19 protein-coding genes are annotated in these 18,994 nt (G+C 39.3%); 18 read left to right on the top strand and 1 reads right to left on the bottom strand.

Annotated features, from left to right (window positions below; translation table 11 throughout):
- Nucleotides 1–66: 66 nt before the first annotated feature.
- From HMPREF1518_RS07485 to HMPREF1518_RS07455, 7 genes are all read left to right on the top strand, one after another.
- Nucleotides 67–1,491: an NADP-dependent glyceraldehyde-3-phosphate dehydrogenase gene (locus HMPREF1518_RS07485; protein ID WP_033585284.1), complete on the top strand. Its 1,425-nt coding sequence runs from the start codon at nt 67–69 to the stop codon at nt 1,489–1,491.
- 272 nt (nt 1,492–1,763) lie between these two features.
- Entirely contained in the window at nt 1,764–3,659 is a 1,896-nt protein-coding gene (glgB, locus tag HMPREF1518_RS07480) for a 1,4-alpha-glucan branching protein GlgB (RefSeq protein ID WP_033585283.1), read from the top strand.
- Nucleotides 3,660–3,817: 158 nt separating this feature from the next.
- Nucleotides 3,818–4,960: a glucose-1-phosphate adenylyltransferase gene (locus HMPREF1518_RS07475; RefSeq protein ID WP_000787257.1), complete on the top strand. Its 1,143-nt coding sequence runs from the start codon at nt 3,818–3,820 to the stop codon at nt 4,958–4,960.
- Nucleotides 4,950–6,089: a glucose-1-phosphate adenylyltransferase subunit GlgD gene (gene glgD, locus HMPREF1518_RS07470; protein ID WP_033585281.1), complete on the top strand. Its 1,140-nt coding sequence runs from the start codon at nt 4,950–4,952 to the stop codon at nt 6,087–6,089. The genes HMPREF1518_RS07475 and glgD overlap by 11 nt, the downstream gene beginning before the upstream one ends.
- A complete protein-coding gene (gene glgA, locus HMPREF1518_RS07465) occupies nt 6,086–7,519 on the top strand; it encodes a glycogen synthase GlgA (protein ID WP_033585280.1) in 1,434 nt (477 codons plus the stop codon). Before glgD ends, glgA begins: the two co-directional genes overlap by 4 nt.
- A 58-nt stretch (nt 7,520–7,577) precedes the next feature.
- A complete protein-coding gene (gene serB / locus HMPREF1518_RS07460) occupies nt 7,578–8,222 on the top strand; it encodes a phosphoserine phosphatase SerB (RefSeq protein WP_033585279.1) in 645 nt (214 codons plus the stop codon).
- Between the two features lie 9 nt (nt 8,223–8,231).
- The gene (locus HMPREF1518_RS07455; RefSeq protein WP_033585278.1) at nt 8,232–9,347 is read left to right on the top strand and encodes a glycerate kinase; all 1,116 of its coding nucleotides are present in this window, start codon (nt 8,232–8,234) and stop codon (nt 9,345–9,347) included.
- On the opposite strand, the gene HMPREF1518_RS07450 is transcribed toward HMPREF1518_RS07455, so the two are convergent.
- Entirely contained in the window at nt 9,344–9,790 is a 447-nt protein-coding gene (locus HMPREF1518_RS07450; RefSeq protein WP_033585277.1) for a DUF1694 domain-containing protein, read from the bottom strand. The two genes, HMPREF1518_RS07455 and HMPREF1518_RS07450, sit on opposite strands and share 4 nt — an antisense overlap.
- A gap of 163 nt (nt 9,791–9,953) precedes the next feature.
- On the opposite strand from HMPREF1518_RS07450, the gene eno reads away from it, so the two are divergent.
- The 11 genes from eno (at nt 9,954) to HMPREF1518_RS07395 (ending at nt 18,986) form a co-directional block, all read left to right on the top strand.
- A complete protein-coding gene (gene eno / locus HMPREF1518_RS07445) occupies nt 9,954–11,258 on the top strand; it encodes a surface-displayed alpha-enolase (RefSeq protein WP_000022823.1) in 1,305 nt (434 codons plus the stop codon).
- A 265-nt stretch (nt 11,259–11,523) separates the two neighbouring features.
- Nucleotides 11,524–12,069, top strand: coding sequence for a hypothetical protein (locus tag HMPREF1518_RS07440; RefSeq protein ID WP_033585276.1), 546 nt, complete (start codon nt 11,524–11,526; stop codon nt 12,067–12,069).
- Nucleotides 12,070–12,211: 142 nt separating this feature from the next.
- Nucleotides 12,212–12,706, top strand: a complete 495-nt coding sequence (locus HMPREF1518_RS07435; protein ID WP_000031471.1) for a YkgJ family cysteine cluster protein — start codon at nt 12,212–12,214, stop codon at nt 12,704–12,706.
- 201 nt (nt 12,707–12,907) lie between these two features.
- A complete protein-coding gene (locus HMPREF1518_RS07430) occupies nt 12,908–13,744 on the top strand; it encodes an AraC family transcriptional regulator (protein ID WP_033585275.1) in 837 nt (278 codons plus the stop codon).
- Nucleotides 13,745–13,982: 238 nt separating this feature from the next.
- Nucleotides 13,983–14,906 (top strand): peptidase, encoded by a 924-nt coding sequence (locus HMPREF1518_RS07425; protein WP_033585274.1) that lies wholly within the window; start codon nt 13,983–13,985, stop codon nt 14,904–14,906.
- Nucleotides 14,907–15,035: 129 nt separating this feature from the next.
- Complete coding sequence (locus HMPREF1518_RS07420) at nt 15,036–15,578, top strand: ClbS/DfsB family four-helix bundle protein (protein WP_033585273.1); 543 nt, start codon at nt 15,036–15,038, stop codon at nt 15,576–15,578.
- Nucleotides 15,579–15,864: 286 nt separating this feature from the next.
- The gene (locus HMPREF1518_RS07415; protein WP_033585272.1) at nt 15,865–16,368 is read left to right on the top strand and encodes a hypothetical protein; all 504 of its coding nucleotides are present in this window, start codon (nt 15,865–15,867) and stop codon (nt 16,366–16,368) included.
- Nucleotides 16,369–16,454: 86 nt separating this feature from the next.
- Entirely contained in the window at nt 16,455–17,072 is a 618-nt protein-coding gene (locus tag HMPREF1518_RS07410) for a hypothetical protein (RefSeq protein ID WP_033585404.1), read from the top strand.
- A 32-nt stretch (nt 17,073–17,104) separates the two neighbouring features.
- The gene (locus HMPREF1518_RS07405; protein WP_033585271.1) at nt 17,105–17,797 is read left to right on the top strand and encodes a YjjG family noncanonical pyrimidine nucleotidase; all 693 of its coding nucleotides are present in this window, start codon (nt 17,105–17,107) and stop codon (nt 17,795–17,797) included.
- A 61-nt stretch (nt 17,798–17,858) separates the two neighbouring features.
- Nucleotides 17,859–18,512, top strand: a complete 654-nt coding sequence (locus HMPREF1518_RS07400) for a uracil-DNA glycosylase (protein WP_009730173.1) — start codon at nt 17,859–17,861, stop codon at nt 18,510–18,512.
- A 9-nt stretch (nt 18,513–18,521) separates the two neighbouring features.
- Nucleotides 18,522–18,986 (top strand): NUDIX hydrolase, encoded by a 465-nt coding sequence (locus HMPREF1518_RS07395; protein ID WP_009730172.1) that lies wholly within the window; start codon nt 18,522–18,524, stop codon nt 18,984–18,986.
- Nucleotides 18,987–18,994: the final 8 nt, after the last annotated feature.

The following is an 18,994-nucleotide window of genomic DNA, read 5'->3' as shown; positions in this document are numbered from 1 at the left end:
AAAAGGGTTGTAATTTTCTGAAAATTTGATAAAATAAGTTTTAATCATTTTCAGGAGGAAGAGAATTTGACAAATTATCAGAATTTAGTGAATGGAAAATGGAAATTATCAGAGAACGAGATTACGATCTATTCTCCTATCAATCAAGAAAAACTAGGCACAGTACCAGCTATGAGTCAGGCTGAAGTAGATGAGGCTATGAAAGCTGCGCGTGCAGCTCTCCCTGCGTGGCGTGATTTAGCACCCGTTGAGCGTGCAGCCTATTTGCATAAGACAGCAGACATTTTGGAACGTGATAAAGAAAAAATTGGTACAATTCTTGCCAAAGAGGTTGCAAAAGGGATTAAAGCAGCCATTGGAGAAGTAGTACGTACAGCAGGTTTGATCCGTTTTGCTGCTGAGGAAGGTCTCCGTATTACTGGACAAGCAATGGAAGGTGGCGGTTTTGAAGCTGCAAGTAAAAACAAACTAGCCGTTGTCCGTCGTGAGCCAGTTGGTGTTGTCTTAGCTATCGCGCCATTTAACTACCCAGTCAATCTTTCTGGATCCAAGATTGCTCCGGCTCTGATTGCAGGAAATGTCGTTATGTTTAAGCCACCAACGCAAGGATCTATTTCTGGTCTCTTGCTAGCTAAAGCATTTGACGAAGCCGGAATTCCAGCAGGTGTCTTTAACACCATCACTGGACGTGGTTCTGAGATCGGAGACTACATCATCGAACACAAGGAAGTGAACTTCATTAACTTTACAGGTTCAACACCGATTGGGGAGCGTATCGGTCGTTTAGCTGGTATGCGCCCAGTTATGCTGGAGCTTGGCGGGAAAGATGCAGCAATCGTTTTAGAAGATGCAGATTTGGAAAATGCAGCCAATCAAATCGTAGGTGGTGCATTTAGCTACTCTGGTCAGCGTTGTACCGCTATTAAACGTGTCTTAGTTGTAGAAAGCGTAGCAGACAAGTTAGCCGAATTGCTCCAAGCTAAAGTCGCTAAGCTAACAGTCGGTGATCCATTTGACAATGCTGATATCACACCTGTTATTGATAACGCTTCAGCTGATTTCATCTGGGACTTGATTGAAGATGCACAAGAAAAAGGTGCTCAGGCTCTTACACCAATCAAGCGTGAAGGCAATCTTCTCTGGCCAGTGCTTTTTGACCAAGTTACAAAAGATATGAAAGTAGCATGGGAAGAGCCGTTTGGCCCTGTTCTACCAATTATTCGTGTCGCAGATGCGAATGAAGCAGTAGCAATTGCCAATGAATCTGAGTTTGGTCTTCAATCCTCTGTCTTTACAAATGACTTTAAGAAGGCATTTGAAATCGCTGAGAAACTTGAAGTGGGAACCGTTCATATTAATAATAAAACACAACGCGGACCAGATAATTTCCCATTCCTTGGTGTAAAAGGTTCTGGAGCAGGAGTGCAAGGAATTAAATATAGTATCGAAGCGATGACAAATGTTAAATCCATTGTATTTGATGTGAAATAATCTATAAAATCAGGAAATCGATTTCCTGATTTTATTTTTTTCAAAAAAATACAGTTTAAAATTGTTAAAAAACGAATATTCTGGTATTATAATAAAAAAATATATGGAAATTGTTTCGTATTCTATTTTCGGGATATCTTTTTTAAAATGCTCGGTAATTTTTTGAAGACTTTCATAAAAAAATATGATTTTCTTCGTAAATTACTTGAAAGTTATCTTAAAAGAGTGTATAATAGAATTATAGAAAACGCTTACAAAAGAGAGGGGATCGAATGAATAATCAAGAAGCATTAAGAACCTTTACTACAGGTGAAAACTTTCACCTCCAGCATTATTTAGGAGCACATAGAGAGGAGAAAAACGGAGAAATTGGTTATACTTTTAGGGTTTGGGCCCCAAATGCACAAGCAGTTCATCTAGTTGGAGATTTTACTGATTGGGTTGAGAATCAGATTCCCATGGTTCGTAATGAAGCAGGTGTTTGGGAAGTCTTTACGACTCAAGCTCAGGAAGGTCAGATTTATAAATATCATATTACGCGTGCAAATGGTCACCAGATTATGAAAATTGATCCGTTGGCAGTTCGTTTTGAAGCCCGGCCAGGTACAGGAGCTGTTCTGACCACTATTCGAGAAAAGAAGTGGAAAGATGGCCTTTGGCTAGCGCGTCGCAAACGTTTGGGATTTTTCGAGAGACCAGTTAATATATATGAGGCCCATGCAGGATCTTGGAAGAGAAATCCAGATGGTAGTCCCTATAGTTTTTCACAGCTGAAGGAAGAGTTGATTCCTTATTTGGTTGAAATGAACTATACACATATTGAGTTTATGCCCTTAATGGCTCACCCACTTGGATTGAGTTGGGGCTATCAGCTTATGGGTTACTTTGCATTTGAACATTCCTATGGTACACCTGAGGAATTCCAAGATTTCGTTGAAGAGTGTCATATAAATAACATTGGTGTTATCGTAGACTGGGTTCCAGGTCATTTCACTATTAATGATGATGCCTTGGCATATTATGACGGTACACCAACTTTTGAATACCAAGACCACAACAAGGCTCATAACTATGGTTGGGGTGCGCTGAATTTTGACCTCGGGAAAAATGAGGTCCAGTCTTTCTTGATTTCAAGTATTAAATTTTGGATTGATTTTTACCACTTAGATGGCATTCGGGTAGATGCAGTAAGCAATATGCTTTACCTAGATTATGATAATGCTCCTTGGACTCCAAACAAAGACGGTGGAAATCTTAACTACGAGGGTTATTACTTCCTTCAACGGTTGAATACAGTAATTAAGCTAGCTCATCCAGATATCATGATGATTGCAGAAGAAAGTTCATCAGCAACAAAGATTACTGGTATGAAAGAAATGGGTGGTCTTGGCTTTGACTATAAATGGAATATGGGCTGGATGAACGATATTCTCCGTTTCTACGAGGAAGATCCAATTTATCGCAAGTATGATTTTAATCTTGTGACCTTCAGCTTTATGTATGTTTTCAATGAAAACTATCTCCTACCTTTCTCACATGATGAAGTGGTTCATGGCAAGAAGAGTATGATGCATAAGATGTGGGGAGATCGCTATAACCAATTTGCCGGTTTGCGCAATCTTTACACCTATCAAATTTGCCACCCAGGTAAGAAATTGCTCTTTATGGGCAGTGAGTACGGGCAATTCCTAGAGTGGAAGTCTGAGGAGCAGTTGGAATGGTCTAATCTAGAAGATCCAATGAATGCGAAGATGAAGCATTTCACTTCTCAACTGAATCAATTCTATAAAGAACATCGCTGTCTTTGGGAAATTGATACTAGTTATGACGGCATTGAAATCATTGATGCGGATAATAGAGATCAGAGTGTTCTCTCCTTTATTCGTAAGGGCAAGAAGGACGAAATGTTAGTCTGTGTCTTTAATATGGCACCAGTTGAACGTAAAGACTTTACGATTGGGTTACCTGTTGCAGGTATTTACGAAGAAGTTTGGAATACAGAATTAGAAGAATGGGGAGGTGTGTGGAAAGAACACAATCAAACAGTTCAGACTCAAGAAGGCTTATGGAAAGATTACGAGCAGACTTTGACCTTCACCTTGCCTGCTATGGGAGCAAGCATTTGGAAGATCAAGCGTCGTTTGAAACCAGCTAAGAAAAAAGAATAGCAGGCTGTTGATTACAATTTTTAATATTTTAAAAACGGATGTACTTGTATTGGACTTGAAACACAAGAGAAATGGATTTCCTATTATTTTTATAAAAAGTTTGACTTCCGACCTTCTTTCGATTTTAACGTTCACATGTCTTTATAAAGGAGTAGAAAATGAAGAATGAAATGCTAGCTTTGATCCTTGCGGGTGGGCAAGGAACACGTCTCGGAAAACTCACTCAAAGCATTGCCAAACCGGCGGTGCAATTCGGTGGGCGCTACCGTATCATTGACTTTGCTCTTTCCAACTGTGCAAACTCTGGGATTCATAATGTTGGTGTTATTACGCAGTACCAACCTCTTGCTTTGAACAACCATATTGGAAATGGTTCTAGCTGGGGACTAGATGGTATTAACACAGGTGTTTCTATCCTTCAACCCTACTCTGCAAGCGAGGGAAACCGTTGGTTTGAAGGAACTAGCCACGCTATTTACCAAAACATTGACTACATTGATAGTATTAATCCTGAGTATGTTTTGATCCTTTCTGGTGACCATATCTACAAGATGGACTACGATGATATGCTCCAATCACATAAGGATAACAATGCCAGTCTGACTGTAGCTGTTCTAGACGTACCTCTAAAGGAAGCTAGCCGTTTTGGTATCATGAATACAGATGCCAATAACCGTATCGTTGAATTTGAAGAAAAACCTGCTCAACCTAAGTCTACAAAGGCTTCAATGGGGATTTATATTTTTGATTGGAAACGTCTCCGCAATATGCTTGTTGCTGCTGAAAAGAACAAGGTAGATATGTCAGACTTTGGTAAAAACGTTATTCCAAATTACCTTGAGTCTGGAGAAAGCGTCTATGCTTATGAATTCAAAGGCTACTGGAAAGACGTTGGTACGATCGAGTCTCTATGGGAAGCAAATATGGAATACATTGATCCAAACAACGCTTTGGATAGTCGTGATCGTCAGTGGAAAATCTACTCACGGAACTTGATTTCACCACCAAACTTTATTGGAAAACACGCTCATGTAGAAGATTCTTTAGTTGTGGATGGCTGTCTCGTGGATGGAACTGTTAAGCATTCCATTCTCTCAACAGAAGCGCAAGTACGTGAGGGTGCTGAAGTAGTAGACTCTGTAATCATGAGTGGTGCCATTATCGGAAAAGGTGCAAAAATTAAACGTGCCATTATTGGTGAGGGTGCTGTTATTTCTGAAGGTGTCGAAATTGATGGAACAGACGAAGTACAAGTAGTAGGATACAATGAAGTAGTGGGGGTAGCATCAGATGAAGATTGATAAATATTCAGCCATTTTAGGAAACACCGTTGGTTTTCATGATATGTCAACGTTAACAGAACACCGTCCGGTGGCTAGCTTGCCATTTGGAGCAAAATATCGTTTAATTGATTTCCCTCTTTCTAGCCTTGCAAATGCTGGTGTTCGTAGTGTCTTTGGAATTTTCCAACAAGATAATATCAGTTCTGTATTCGACCATATCCGTTCGGGTCGTGAGTGGGGCTTGTCAACACTTCTAAGTCACTACTATCTAGGAATTTATAATACTCGTGTTGAAAGCAGTACAGTTGGAAAAGAGTATTACCAACAGCTTCTTACCTACTTGAGACGTTCAGGTTCAAACCAGACCGTTTCGATCAACTGCGATGTGCTGGTGAATATTGACTTGAATCAAGTCTTCCACCTACACAATACAACGAAAGGGCCGATCACAGTTGTATATAAGAAACTTCCGAAGAAAGACATTTCAGATGTGAATGCTATCTTGGAAATTGATGAAACTGACCATGTTCGTTCGCACAAACTCTTTGATAACAAATCTACGGATGAACTCTTCAACATGTCTACAGATATCTTTGTTGTGGATACTCCTTGGTTGATTGAACGACTTGAAGAAGAGGCTCAGAAAGAATATCCTGAAAAGTTGCGTTATGTTCTCCGCGATTTAGCTGCAAAAGAAGGAGCTTTTGCTTACGAATACACAGGCTACTTAGCGAACATTCATTCTGTTCAGTCCTATTATCAAGCAAATATCGATATGCTTGAATCTAAAAAATTCTACTCTCTTTTCTCACCAAATCAAAAGATTTATACCAAAGTTAAGAATGAAGAACCAACCTACTATGCGAATACTTCAAAAGTAAGTAATTCTCAGTTTGCTTCTGGTAGTATCATTGAGGGTGAAGTAGTTCAGTCAGTCCTATCTCGTAACATTTATGTTCACAAAGATAGTGTGGTGAAGGACAGCATTTTATTCCCTCGAGTTGTGATTGGTCAGGGTGCCCAAGTTGAATATGCTATCTTGGACAAGGGTGTTGAAGTTGCGGATGGTGTTATCATTCGAGGAACAGCAGAACATCCAGTTGTAGTTAAGAAGGGTGAAACAGTAACAGAGGACATTTATTCATGAAAATTTTATTTGTAGCAGCAGAAGGAGCACCCTTTTCAAAAACAGGTGGTTTGGGCGATGTCATTGGCGCACTTCCTAAATCACTTGTAAAAGCGGGGCACGAAGTTGCAGTTTTCTTGCCTTACTATGATATGGTAGAAGCTAAGTTTGGTGACCAAATAGAGGATGTTCTCCACTTTGAAGTTAGTGTAGGATGGCGTAGACAGTACTGTGGTATTAAGAAAACGGTCTTGAATGGGGTTACCTTCTACTTCATTGATAATCAATATTATTTCTTCCGTGGCCATGTGTACGGTGATTTTGACGATGGTGAACGCTTTGCCTTTTTCCAACTGGCTGCTCTTGAAGCCATGGAACGCATCGGCTTTATTCCTGACCTTCTCCATGTTCATGATTACCACACAGCCATGATTCCCTTCTTGTTGAAAGAAAAGTATCATTGGATTCAAGCATATCAAGGAATCAGAACAGTTTTAACTATTCATAATTTGGAATTTCAAGGTCAATTTTCTGAAGGAATGTTGTGGGATTTGTTTGGTGTTGGATTTGAACGCTATGCTGATGGAACCCTTCGCTGGAATGATTGCCTTAACTGGATGAAGGCTGGTATCCTATACGCGGATCGTGTCTCAACAGTTTCTCCTAGCTATGCACATGAGATTATGACCAGTCAGTTTGGTTGCGGTTTGGACCAGATTCTTCGCATGGAGTCAGGTAAGGTTTCAGGTATAGTTAATGGTATTGACGCAGATCTTTATAATCCTGAGACAGACCCACTTTTAGACTATCATTTTAATAAAGAAGATTTGTCTGGAAAAGCGCAAAACAAAGCAAAATTGCAAGAGAGAGTTGGGTTGCCTGTGCGAGCAGATGTTCCTCTAGTTGGGATTGTCTCTCGTTTGACCCGTCAAAAAGGCTTTGATGTTGTTGTAGAAAGCTTGCATCGTTTCTTACAAGAGGACGTTCAAATCGTTCTTTTAGGAACAGGTGACCCAGCTTTTGAACATTCCTTCTCCTGGTTTGCTCAAGTCTATCCTGACAAGCTATCAGCAAATATCACTTTTGACGTCAAGCTCGCTCAAGAAATCTACGCAGCTTGTGATCTCTTCCTCATGCCAAGTCGTTTTGAACCATGTGGCTTGTCTCAAATGATGGCGATGCGCTATGGAACTCTACCATTGGTTCATGAAGTGGGTGGCTTGCGTGATACGGTTCAATCCTTCAATCCGATCGAAGGAACTGGTACTGGATTTAGCTTTGACAATTTAACACCATACTGGCTTAACTGGAGTTTCCAAACAGCCTTGGATGTTTATAAGAACCAGCCAGACGTATGGAGAAATCTACAAAAACAAGCTATGGAATGCGATTTCTCATGGGATACAGCCTGCAAATCTTACCTTGACTTGTACCATAGTTTAGTCAACTAATAGATAAAATCGTATGATTCTTTCATACGATTTTTGGGCTTTTTAGAAAGGAAAGTTTATGTCTCAAGTAATGGGGCTCTGTGTCATGGACGTTGACGGAACCCTGATAGCAGAAGAAGTGATTGATCTTTTAGGAAGAGAAGCAGGTTGCGAAGAAGAAATATCGCAGATTACAAGTCAGGCAATGCGAGGTGAACTGGACTTTGAAACAAGTTTACGAGCGAGGGTAGCTTTGTTAAAAGGCCTTCCGGTTTCGGTCTTTGATACTGTCTTAAAATCCATTCATCTGTCCAAGAATGCTCAAGAATTTATCTCCATACTTCAAAAGAAGGGCATTCTAGTCGGTCTAGTGTCTGGTGGATTTGAACCAATAGTTGAGAGATTGGCAGAATCCCTTGGTATCTCCTATTTCTCTGCTAACCAGTTGGAAGTCAAAGACGGTTTTTTAACAGGAAAATTAGTTGGTGAAATCGTGACAGGTCAAGTAAAAAATGCTACTCTTGAGAAATGGAGAAAGGAATTAGAACTACCCAAAGAAAGAACGATTGCTATCGGTGATGGTGCCAATGACCTCTTGATGTTAAAGACAGCAGGCCACGGTATAGCCTTTTGTGCCAAAGAGGTCGTAAAAGCAGAGATAGCTTGTCATGTAGATACGAGGGATTTTTTGGAAGTTCTTCCTTTGATTGATTTCTTAGAATGAGAGGGAACTATGAAAATTGTAATTGCACCCGATTCTTTTAAAGAAAGTTTGACAGCAGAAGAGGTCACTCAAGCTATAAAAAAAGGCTTCGAACAGTCAATATCGGATGTAGAATGTCTGCTCTGTCCTGTTGGTGATGGTGGGGAAGGAACTGTAGATGCTATTCGCCATTCTCTTGAACTCGAAGAAAAATGGCAAGAGGTGACGGGGCCTTTTGGGCTAAAAGAATCAATGCGCTACTTTCAAAAAGGTCAAATAGCGCTCTTTGAAGTTGCTGACTTGGTTGGTCTTGGGAAGATTTCGCGGGAGAAACGAAATCCTCTTCACATCCAAACCCGAGGTATCGGAGAGTTGATTCGCCATCTCGTTGATCAAGGGATGAAAGAAATCTATATCGGGGTTGGTGGTACGGCTAGTAATGACGGTGGGATAGGCATTGCTGCTGGTTTAGGTTATCGTTTTTATGATAAGAATGGAAAAGAATTGCCAGCTTGCGGTCAGACTTTGCTTGAGTTTGAATCAGTTTCCAAAGATGACCTATATAGGATTCCTGAAGATGTAAAAATTCGCATTTTAGCAGATGTTGAGAGCCCTCTATGTGGTCATCGAGGGTCAACCTATACATTTGGAAAACAAAAGGGCTTGGATCCTGCTTTGTTTGAGACGGTAGATCTGGCTATACAGGAGTTCTATGAAAAATCCTCACCTTCCACCCTATCTCTTAAAGGAGCAGGAGCTGGAGGTGGTATTGCTGCTGGGCTCTGCGCCTTTGCTGAGGCCTGTATCGTATCTGGAATTGATACTTGCTTGGATTTGATTGACTTTGACAAGAAAGTTGCAGATGCTGACTTGGTTATCGTTGGTGAAGGTAGACTGGACAGTCAAAGCCTTGCTGGAAAAGCGCCTATAGGCGTAGCAAAAAGAACCCCTAACAGAGTTCCTGTTATTGCTATTTGCGGTAGTCTTTCCGAGGATTTACCTCCCCTACCATTCGAAAATATACAAGCAGCCTTTTCAATTTTAGAGAAAAGTGAACCTTTGGAAGATAGTTTGAAAAATGCAAGTTTCTATTTGGAACACACAGCTACTAATATCGGTCATTTATTAAATATGAGGAAGGATTAACCTAACCATTTTTTCCAGATGGATTTTTTAGGAGTTTCTGTCTTTTTCTCCTCCCAGAGATTTGAGAATGCAAGTCTAAGGTCCTTTTCATCTACTTGAACAGGTTCGTTCGTATGAATGACAAGGCCAAAAGGAGAAGTGATATGATCGTCTGAAACAATAGTCGCCTGGCAATTACTTTCCTTTGCTTGTCTTAAGTAAAAGACTTGTTTGTCAAACTCGATATTTGGTGAGATCTTCACAAAAAGTATCTCTACCTTTTCTTGGAAACTTTCTAAAATAGAGAAAAATCCATGTTCTAATTCAGGACTATTGGCAGTATTAATATCCGCATAGCCAAGAACCCTTTCCTCGAAAGTGCCGAGATAGCGGCGTTGTTCGTCAGGATTTAATTTCGACCCACCATGAGCTTTTTCTAGTAGTTGTTTTGATAAATCTGTCATAAAAATAGTATATCACAAAAATCGCGAGAAAACAGACAAAAAGAAAGCGATTACTTTATAAAGTTAAGGAAAATTTGCACAAAGATAACGTTTTTTCTTGAAAAACGCTTATTTTTGAGGTATCATAGAGGTGTAAAAAATTTAACTCAAAGGAGAGTAAAAAATGTCAATTATTACTGATGTTTACGCTCGCGAAGTCCTAGACTCACGCGGTAACCCAACACTTGAAGTAGAAGTTTATACTGAATCAGGTGCTTTCGGACGTGGTATGGTTCCATCAGGAGCTTCTACTGGTGAACACGAAGCAGTTGAACTTCGCGACGGTGACAAATCTCGTTACGGTGGTCTTGGTACACAAAAAGCTGTTGACAACGTAAACAACATCATCGCTGAAGCTATCATCGGCTACGATGTACGTGACCAACAAGCTATCGACCGTGCTATGATCGCACTTGACGGTACTCCTAACAAAGGTAAATTGGGTGCAAACGCAATTCTTGGTGTGTCTATCGCTGTAGCTCGTGCTGCTGCTGACTACCTTGAAATCCCACTTTACAGCTACCTTGGTGGATTCAACACTAAAGTTCTTCCAACTCCAATGATGAACATTATCAACGGTGGTTCTCACTCTGACGCTCCAATCGCTTTCCAAGAATTCATGATCGTACCTGCTGGTGCACCTACATTCAAAGAAGCTCTTCGTTGGGGTGCTGAAATCTTCCACGCTCTTAAGAAAATCCTTAAATCTCGTGGTCTTGAAACAGCCGTAGGTGACGAAGGTGGATTCGCTCCTCGTTTCGAAGGAACTGAAGACGGTGTTGAAACTATCCTTGCTGCTATCGAAGCCGCTGGTTATGTTCCAGGTAAAGATGTCTTTATCGGATTTGACTGTGCATCATCAGAATTCTATGATGAAGAACGTAAAGTTTACGACTACACTAAATTTGAAGGTGAAGGCGCTGCTGTACGTACTGCTGCAGAACAAATCGACTACCTTGAAGAATTGGTAAACAAATACCCAATCATCACTATCGAAGATGGTATGGATGAAAACGACTGGGACGGTTGGAAAGCTCTTACTGAACGTCTTGGTGGTAAAGTTCAATTGGTTGGTGACGACTTCTTCGTAACAAACACTTCTTACCTTGAAAAAGGTATTGCAGAAGGTGCTGCTAACTCAATCCTTATCAAAGTTAACCAAATCGGTACTCTTACTGAAACATTCGACGCTATCGAAATGGCGAAAGAAGCTGGTTACACTGCCGTTGTATCACACCGTTCAGGTGAAACTGAAGATTCAACAATCGCTGATATCGCAGTTGCAACAAACGCAGGACAAATCAAGACTGGTTCACTTTCACGTACAGACCGTATCGCTAAATACAACCAATTGCTTCGTATCGAAGACCAACTTGGTGAAGTAGCTGAATACCGTGGATTGAAATCATTCTACAACTTGAAAAAATAAGCTCTTTATTTGATTAGAGGCTGTAAAGCTATAAAAAAGCACTTTGGGGCTCTTCCCCTTAGTGCTTTTTTGACTGGAGCTTGTCAACGTATATTATTTGTTAGTCAGTCGCCAGCCTATAACAAGCTGAATAAATGGTTTGAAACTTACTCAGATTTGTATTTTAGTATTATTCCATTACCGAATATGGGAGCGTATCATGAGTTGGTAGATATCTAGTTGATTGTATGATAAAATATAATAAACCTCAAAAAAGGAGATAAACTTGAAGATTAAGCAAAAATGGGAACGTAGATCATTTGGAACGGATTTTATCGCTAAAGGTTTATTTTGGATAATTCTTTTTGTGGCTATTCTTTTCGGCTTTAACTATCTAATCTCTGGAAATTTTTATGCCTCTGAATTTTGGGATATGGTCGGAGGTGTGCTCGCTTTAATCGCTGCATTCATAGCATTAATTGTTTTTTCTAGACGAGCACTGATAGAGGGGTATTATATTAGTTCGTTAGATTTTGCAATGGCAACATTTGATGACGAAATTGAACATGATCCTGATTTTTCAAAACGTTATCATGAAATAAATGAAAAATATGCCGATAATAATAGGGAACGTATAAAAGCATTAGAGCCGTTACAAGAACATTATTGTTATCTTTGCTTTAAACAATATATCGAAGAAATGAATTGGTTTGAAAAATTTGTGATTTGTCTATATAGTGCATTTACAGTTGGAAAATTTTCTATTAACTTGGAGTTATCTAGAGCTAGGAGAAGAAACTGGTTTGAATACAGGATTAATGATTATTTTTAATAGATAACTTAAAAAATAATCGTTGATTTAACAACGTTTTAAGCCCCTCGGATTTTATCCGAAGGGCTTTTTATGTGCAATACTCAAAATGAAAAATAACTTATGGTATAATAGACAAAAACACTTGTATTAGAAAGAAACTATGTCTAAAGAAATTGATATTGAGTACTATCACCAACTAGCCTTGCAAAAGCAAAAGGAGCACCGAAAAGTCTTAGCCAATCTAAAGAAAAAACCTCCTAAAAACTTAGATAAGATAGCCCAGCAAATTCACGAAGAAGTTTTTGCTGAGATCGATTGCACTGCCTGTGCTAACTGTTGCAAGACATTGGGGCCTGACTTCAAGGAAGCAGATATTACTCGTATTGCCAAGTATTTCAAGATGAAATTACCAGCTTTTGAAGCAGAGTTTTTACAAGTTGATGAAGATGGAGATAAGGTTTTCAAATCCATGCCTTGCCCCTTTCTAGGAGGAGATAATCTCTGCTCCATCTATGATGTTCGTCCCAAGGCCTGTCGTGAATTTCCCCATACAGACCGTAAGAAGATCCATCAAATCAACCATTTGACGATTAAGAATACTTTGACCTGCCCAGCAGCTTATCTCTTTGTGGAGAAATTAAAGGATAAGTTATAGAAATTTACCCCTTTAGATCTTGTACAAATATTCTAGGGCGGAAGTATCTGATATATGATAGACTATAGATAGAATTTAACGTGGCCTAAAAGCTGTTCGAAAAAGAGAGAATTTCTAGGACTAGAAGCTGCAGCATCATTTTTTCTGTTTTCACTTTGCTTTTAAGGACTTTTGTATCTTGTGGAGGTAAGAAGAAAGAATATGATGCATCAATTCAATCAAACCATAAATTATTTGGAGCAGCAGCTGACTGGAGAGGTGGATATGAAAAAATTTCAGCAGCTATCGGGCTATTCTTACCCTCTCTTTAGCAGGCTATTTTCTATCCTGGCAGATATAACATTAGCAGAATACTTGCGCAATCGCAGGCTGTCAGAGGCTGTGATGGATTTGCGGGAAAGCTCTGAGAAAGTCATTGACATAGCGATGAAATACGGCTATGAGTCTGCGGATGCCTTCAGCGCAGCCTTTAAGAAATTCCATGGTGCACCCCCCTCAGAAGTTCGAAATGGAAAACCTTATCGGGTCTTTCCTAGACTTCAATTATCCTTAAAGATTACAGGAGGAAAGAATATGGATATCAAGGTTCAAAAGAAACCTGCTTTTACTGTAGCAGGCGTCCTATTGGAAGCTATCGACAATAGCCAGTGCCCATCTGCTTGGGAGCAGCTCTATGCAAATCACAGCTTTGAAAGCTTAGAAAGTATGGGCAGTGGCCAATCCTTTGGCCTCTGCTCGGATGTCAAAGAAGGTGAGATCATCAACTACATGGCTGCTTATGATGTGACGGATAAAGCTAAAGCAGAAGAACTAGATCTGTCCATCAAAGAAATTCCAGAAGCTGAATATGCTATCGTTCCTGTCAAAGGCCCTATACCAGCTAGCATTCACAATGCTTGGAAGTATGTTTTGGAGGTTTTTTTCCCAGAAACAGGCTATCGCCACTCAGGAGCGCCAGACTTTGAAGTCTATACTGAAGGAGATATGTCGTCACCAGACTATCAAATGGAACTCTGGATACCAGTAAGCAAGGACTAGATAATTTTCTATTTTTTATAAAGATGGAAAGCTGACTCTGTAGAAGGTATCTTTTACAGAGTCTTTCTTTGTTTGAGAAATAACTTATGCAAAAAATAATTACAATTTAATTTAAATTTAAATATAAAGAAATTCATGTCTATAAATCAAACATACCATAATTTTTGTTTGGATTTTATGGGGCATGCGAATAGTTTTCTCGGTATAATAGTCCCATAGAAGATAAGGAGGCATGGATATGCAGATGTATTTTGGAGATGTGTCACTTTGCTATAGCTATTCATTGGCAATGGCACTGGATGCCTATGGTTATGACTTTAAAGCAGAGTTTTTAGAGGCAATTATGGTGATGGGCAATGGCGCTAGTATCGTAAAGGAAGATGACCAGCACCCTCTAGTATTTTTTGATAATGGAATGCCAGATCTTTCTATCTCTCATTCTTTAAAAATACTTGGATTTGACTATGAGGATTTCTATCTAAAAGATGGAACGGAAGTAGATTTGGAAGAGGTTAAAGGAAAGGTGGAAACCTTTCTGTCCAATGGACCTGTCGTACTGGGACCTCTTGATATGGGCCATCTGACCTACAATCCCAATCACACAATCCTTTATGGTGTGGATCACTTCGTAACCGTGTATGGCATTGATGGGCAGTACCTTTATTTGCATGATCCAGCTGGTTTTGCCTGTATGAAGGTTGCTTTTAATGACATACTAGAAGCATGGAAGGCAGAGGCTATTGACTATAAGCGCGGAGCATACTCCATGTGGGGAAATTTTAAGAAGGTCAAGAGTCCTAGTCATACTGAAATCTATCAGGAAACAGCAAAGATTATAAAGACCCGATATCTGAATGGTCAAAGTGGTGTTTTGGAATGCTATGCAAAAGCAGTTGCTGAAAACGGCTTAAATACCGAGCAAAGACAATTGCATCAGTATTTCAGCTTTAAACTTGCTGCTGTTCGAAATCTCTATCTCAGTAAATTCTTAAAAGATCATGATCCAGAAGGGGCAAGATTAAAAGAAGAATTGGCTACTCTATTTGGCCAAGCCCACCTTTCATGTTTAAAAGAAGACTACCAAGAACTATCCCGCTTGCTCTATCAGATAGCAGAAGTGGACGGTCACTTTAAAGATTTATATGTAAATAAACAAGTCTAGGGACGCTCCTAACTTTAATAAAATGGCAAGTAAAAGCAGTTTTTCGTAAAATGAAGAACTGCTTTTTGATTATGGTATAATGAAGTAAGAAAATAGCTTATTCTAGTTGAAAATGAAGGGAGAACTCCTATGCCTAGACCGAGAACGAAAGAGGAGCTGGTGTTAGCCTCTAAGGGAAACTATGAAAAACTTAATTTCTTAATTTCTCAGCTAAGTGAAGAGGAGCTACAGACTCCTTTTGATTTTTCAAAAGACCAAAAGAAAAAAGAAGCTCACTGGAAAAGAGATAAAAATCTACGGGATGTCCTGATCCATCTCTATGAATGGCATCAGTTACTTTTGACTTGGGTAGATTCTAATCAAAAGGGTCATGAGAGATCTTTTCTCCCTGAGCCTTATAATTGGAAAACTTATGGGGAAATGAATGTCGCTATTTGGAAGAAGCACCAGAAAACGTCTTTAGAAGAAGCGACTAGGTTATTAGAGCAATCGTATAAAGAGGTTTTAGAGTTGATGGAAGGCTTTAACAATGACCAACTCTTTAACAAAGGTGTCTATAAGTGGACGGGAGGGACAAGTCTAGGTTCCTACTTTGTCAGTAGTACCTCCAGTCACTATGATTGGGCTATCAAAAAACTTAAAGCTCATCAGAAAAATTGTAAGTGCCACTAGTTAAAGTACGTATGAAGTTTAGAAAAAAAGTCTTCTAAGCTTCGAGTAGCTTTGTTCTCGTGATTTTAGAGCCATTCTAGCTTTAGAATCCTTCTAAAATTAAAATTTAAGGCTGTTATAAACTTAGAATTGTACTAAAGAATTTATATCAATGCAAATTCTAAGTTTAGAATTACATTGATATTTATGAAGTTGGGCTGTTCGACACATAGAATGCCTTGATTCTGAAAAATGTTGACTAGAAATTGGATCGAAAGGCTTTTTTCCGATATAGGGTGATAGTTAGATGGGTAAGATGATGAACATACAAAAAGAAAAAGTTAGAAAAGAGTTGGTGTTCCTCTGTTTTGGAGAGCTTGCAGCCGTTCTATCCTTTTGGTTGTGTTTTTTCCTTTTGAAAAATAGGCTTGGTGATTGGAATGGTTTGATCTCTATTCTTTATCCTTTGTCTTTACTGACATTTATTTTGCTTCAAGGTTCAATCTATTGGGCGATTTTGATTAGAAGACTGTCAAATCCTCAGTTCGGAAGTGGAACTGTTCCCAAACTATATGGTTGTTTCAGAATACTAGACCTTGTTTTACTTATTTCAGGCTTTCCTTTTATAGTCTGGAACACACAGAGTGTTCAAGTGACTATCTTAGCCACATTGATACAGCTTTTTGCCCTTATCGAATGGGTTAATTATTTCCTTGTACGTCTATCTTATAGTTTGAACCCACTTGTTTTATGGAAACGAATTACCAAGGGAAAACTTGAAAAAAGCAGAATAGCCAAGGAGTTGGGGTAGGGGGAATGAGGAGGTTACCCATTCGTTTTGTAATATGCTATAATAAATCTATCATTTTTTTAATAACTACTTTAAGTGAGATAAGTATGCAAATTAACTATAATAGAAGACAGAAATCAGATATTGTTATTTCTAAACCGTCAGCCAGCGAAGTAGGAAAATACTTGAAAACATGGAAAAATCTTAAAAATTATAAGTTGCAAGAAGATGCTTTAGATAAATTATTTTTTGAGCTGTTACCAAGTAACGAAGAAATCTCTGACATCTTATTAAAGGTTGCTACGTTAAATGATTTTTATAGCACAAATATTTTCTCAGTTTATCCAGTTGCAGAACATATACTGAGTCTTAAAATTGATGAGAGGTTGAGACAAGGTGATGTAACTTTAGTCAATGAAATTCAAAATGTTACTATCAATGGTGTAACTAGAAAGTTCTATTCTTTTTCAACTAAATACTGTTCCCATCATAATCCTAAAGAATACCCTATTTATGATAGCTATGTAGAAAAGGTATTGAAATACTTTAGAAAAACAGATAAATTTTCTAAATTTAAGAATGCAGATCTAAAAGATTATCAAAAATTTAAAAATATAATTATTGCTTTTAGAGAATACTACGGATTAGAAGAATTTAATCTTAAAGAGATTGATCAGTACTTATGGCAGTTAGGAAAAGAATATTTCCCTAATAAATACAAGTAACTTATTTTCACTTAGAAAGGAAAACTCTCAAATTGCCCTACAAATTTCTACTCTTCGACCTCGACCACACCTTGCTTGATTTTGATGCTGCTGAGGATGTGGCTTTGACGCAACTTTTAAAAGAAGAAGGGGTTGCGGATATTCAAGCCTATAAAGACTATTATGTTCCGATGAACAAGGCTCTCTGGAAGGACTTGGAACAAAAGAAAATCAGTAAACATGAACTGGTTAACACGCGCTTTTCTCGTCTATTTGCCCATTTTGGACAGGAAAAAGACGGTAGGTTACTTGCTCAGCGTTACCAATTTTACTTAGCCCAACAGGGACAAACACTTTCGGGTGCTCATGAACTCTTGGACAGCCTCATCGAACGTGATTATGATTTGTATGCTGCGACAAATGGCATTACTGCCATTCAGACAGGGCGTTTGGCTCAATCTGGTCTGTCTCCCTATTTCAACCAAGTTTTTATCTCCGAGCAGTTGCAAACACAAAAACCTGATAGACTGTTTTATGAAAAAATCGCTCAAGAGATTGCTGGATTTGATAAAGAAAATACGCTGATGATTGGAGATTCTCTAACTGCCGACATTCAAGGTGGCAATAATGCAGGGATTGACACTATCTGGTATAATCCTCATCACCTCGAAAATCATACACAAGCCCAGCCGACCTATGAAGTTCATTCTTACCAAGACTTGCTGGATTGTTTGGATAAACTGTAAAAAGTGGTTTAGATAGCCACTTTTTGCTATAATAGAGGCAGTAAAAACGAAGGAGTTGGCGATGCAACACTCATCTTGGCATGCTTTGATTAAGGAGCAATTACCTGAGGGTTATTTCGGGAAAATCAATCAGTTTATGGATCAGGTCTATGCTCAGGGAACTGTTTATCCACCTAAGGAAAAGATTTTTCAGGCTCTATTGACTACACCGCTTGAAGAAGTTAAGGTGGTGATTCTAGGGCAAGACCCCTATCACGGGCCAGGTCAAGCTCAGGGCTTGAGTTTTTCTGTACCCGATGCTATTCCAGCGCCACCGTCCTTGCAAAATATCTTGAAAGAATTGTCAGATGATATCGGGGTTAAGAAATCCCATGATTTAACGGCTTGGGCTGAGCAAGGAGTCTTACTTCTCAATGCTTGCTTGACGGTTCCTGCTGGTCAAGCCAATGGTCATTCTGGGCAGATATGGGAGCCTTTTACAGATGCTGTGATTCAGGTTGTCAATAATCTAGACAGACCTGTAGTCTTTGTACTCTGGGGCGCTTATGCACGTAAGAAGAAGGCCTTGATTACTAATCCTCACCATTTGATTATCGAATCAGCTCATCCCAGTCCTTTATCTGTTTTCAGAGGATTTTGGGGTTCCAAGCCTTTTTCCAAGGCTAATGCATTTTTAAAAGAGACAGAACAAGTGCCAATCGATTGGCTTAGATAAGGAGAGAATATGCCTCAGTTAGCGACGATTTGCTACATTGATAACGGAAAAGAACTGCTCATGCTGCATCGCAATAAGAAGCCGAATGATGTCCATGAAGGCAAATGGATTGGTGTGGGTGGTAAGCTAGAGCGAGGGGAGACACCTCAAGAATGCGCTGCGCGTGAAATCCTCGAAGAGACCGGCCTCAAAGCCAAGCCAGTTCTAAAAGGTGTCATCACTTTTCCAGAATTCACGCCAGATTTAGACTGGTACACCTATGTTTTTAAGGTGACAGAGTTTGAAGGTGAGTTGATTGAATGCAACGAGGGAACATTAGAATGGGTTCCCTATGATGAAGTTTTGAGCAAGCCAACTTGGGAGGGTGACCACACCTTTGTTGAGTGGCTTTTAGAGGACAAACCCTTCTTTTCAGCTAAGTTTGTTTATGATGGGGATAAATTGTTGGATACCCAAGTTGATTTTTATGAATAAAGGAGAAA

Origin of the sequence: Streptococcus sp. SR1 (genome assembly GCF_000526075.1) — a bacterium.
GTDB lineage: Bacteria > Bacillota > Bacilli > Lactobacillales > Streptococcaceae > Streptococcus > Streptococcus halitosis.
This window is presented reverse-complemented; position numbering and strand designations above follow the sequence as displayed.

Excerpts from the sequence above, each read along its gene's own strand:
- HMPREF1518_RS07455 (WP_033585278.1), top strand. The coding sequence starts at position 8,232 with ATGAAAATTGTAATTGCACCCGATTCTTTTAAAGAAAGTTTGACAGCA.
- HMPREF1518_RS07430 (WP_033585275.1), top strand. The coding sequence starts at position 12,908 with ATGATGCATCAATTCAATCAAACCATAAATTATTTGGAGCAGCAGCTG.
- HMPREF1518_RS07400 (WP_009730173.1), top strand. The coding sequence starts at position 17,859 with ATGCAACACTCATCTTGGCATGCTTTGATTAAGGAGCAATTACCTGAG.
- HMPREF1518_RS07410 (WP_033585404.1), top strand. The coding sequence starts at position 16,455 with ATGCAAATTAACTATAATAGAAGACAGAAATCAGATATTGTTATTTCT.
- HMPREF1518_RS07420 (WP_033585273.1), top strand. The coding sequence starts at position 15,036 with ATGCCTAGACCGAGAACGAAAGAGGAGCTGGTGTTAGCCTCTAAGGGA.
- eno (WP_000022823.1), top strand. The coding sequence starts at position 9,954 with ATGTCAATTATTACTGATGTTTACGCTCGCGAAGTCCTAGACTCACGC.
- HMPREF1518_RS07475 (WP_000787257.1), top strand. The coding sequence starts at position 3,818 with ATGAAGAATGAAATGCTAGCTTTGATCCTTGCGGGTGGGCAAGGAACA.
- serB (WP_033585279.1), top strand. The coding sequence starts at position 7,578 with ATGTCTCAAGTAATGGGGCTCTGTGTCATGGACGTTGACGGAACCCTG.
- glgA (WP_033585280.1), top strand. The coding sequence starts at position 6,086 with ATGAAAATTTTATTTGTAGCAGCAGAAGGAGCACCCTTTTCAAAAACA.
- HMPREF1518_RS07395 (WP_009730172.1), top strand. The coding sequence starts at position 18,522 with ATGCCTCAGTTAGCGACGATTTGCTACATTGATAACGGAAAAGAACTG.
- HMPREF1518_RS07435 (WP_000031471.1), top strand. The coding sequence starts at position 12,212 with ATGTCTAAAGAAATTGATATTGAGTACTATCACCAACTAGCCTTGCAA.
- HMPREF1518_RS07425 (WP_033585274.1), top strand. The coding sequence starts at position 13,983 with ATGCAGATGTATTTTGGAGATGTGTCACTTTGCTATAGCTATTCATTG.
- HMPREF1518_RS07450 (WP_033585277.1), bottom strand. The coding sequence starts at position 9,790 with ATGACAGATTTATCAAAACAACTACTAGAAAAAGCTCATGGTGGGTCG.
- HMPREF1518_RS07415 (WP_033585272.1), top strand. The coding sequence starts at position 15,865 with ATGGGTAAGATGATGAACATACAAAAAGAAAAAGTTAGAAAAGAGTTG.
- glgD (WP_033585281.1), top strand. The coding sequence starts at position 4,950 with ATGAAGATTGATAAATATTCAGCCATTTTAGGAAACACCGTTGGTTTT.
- glgB (WP_033585283.1), top strand. The coding sequence starts at position 1,764 with ATGAATAATCAAGAAGCATTAAGAACCTTTACTACAGGTGAAAACTTT.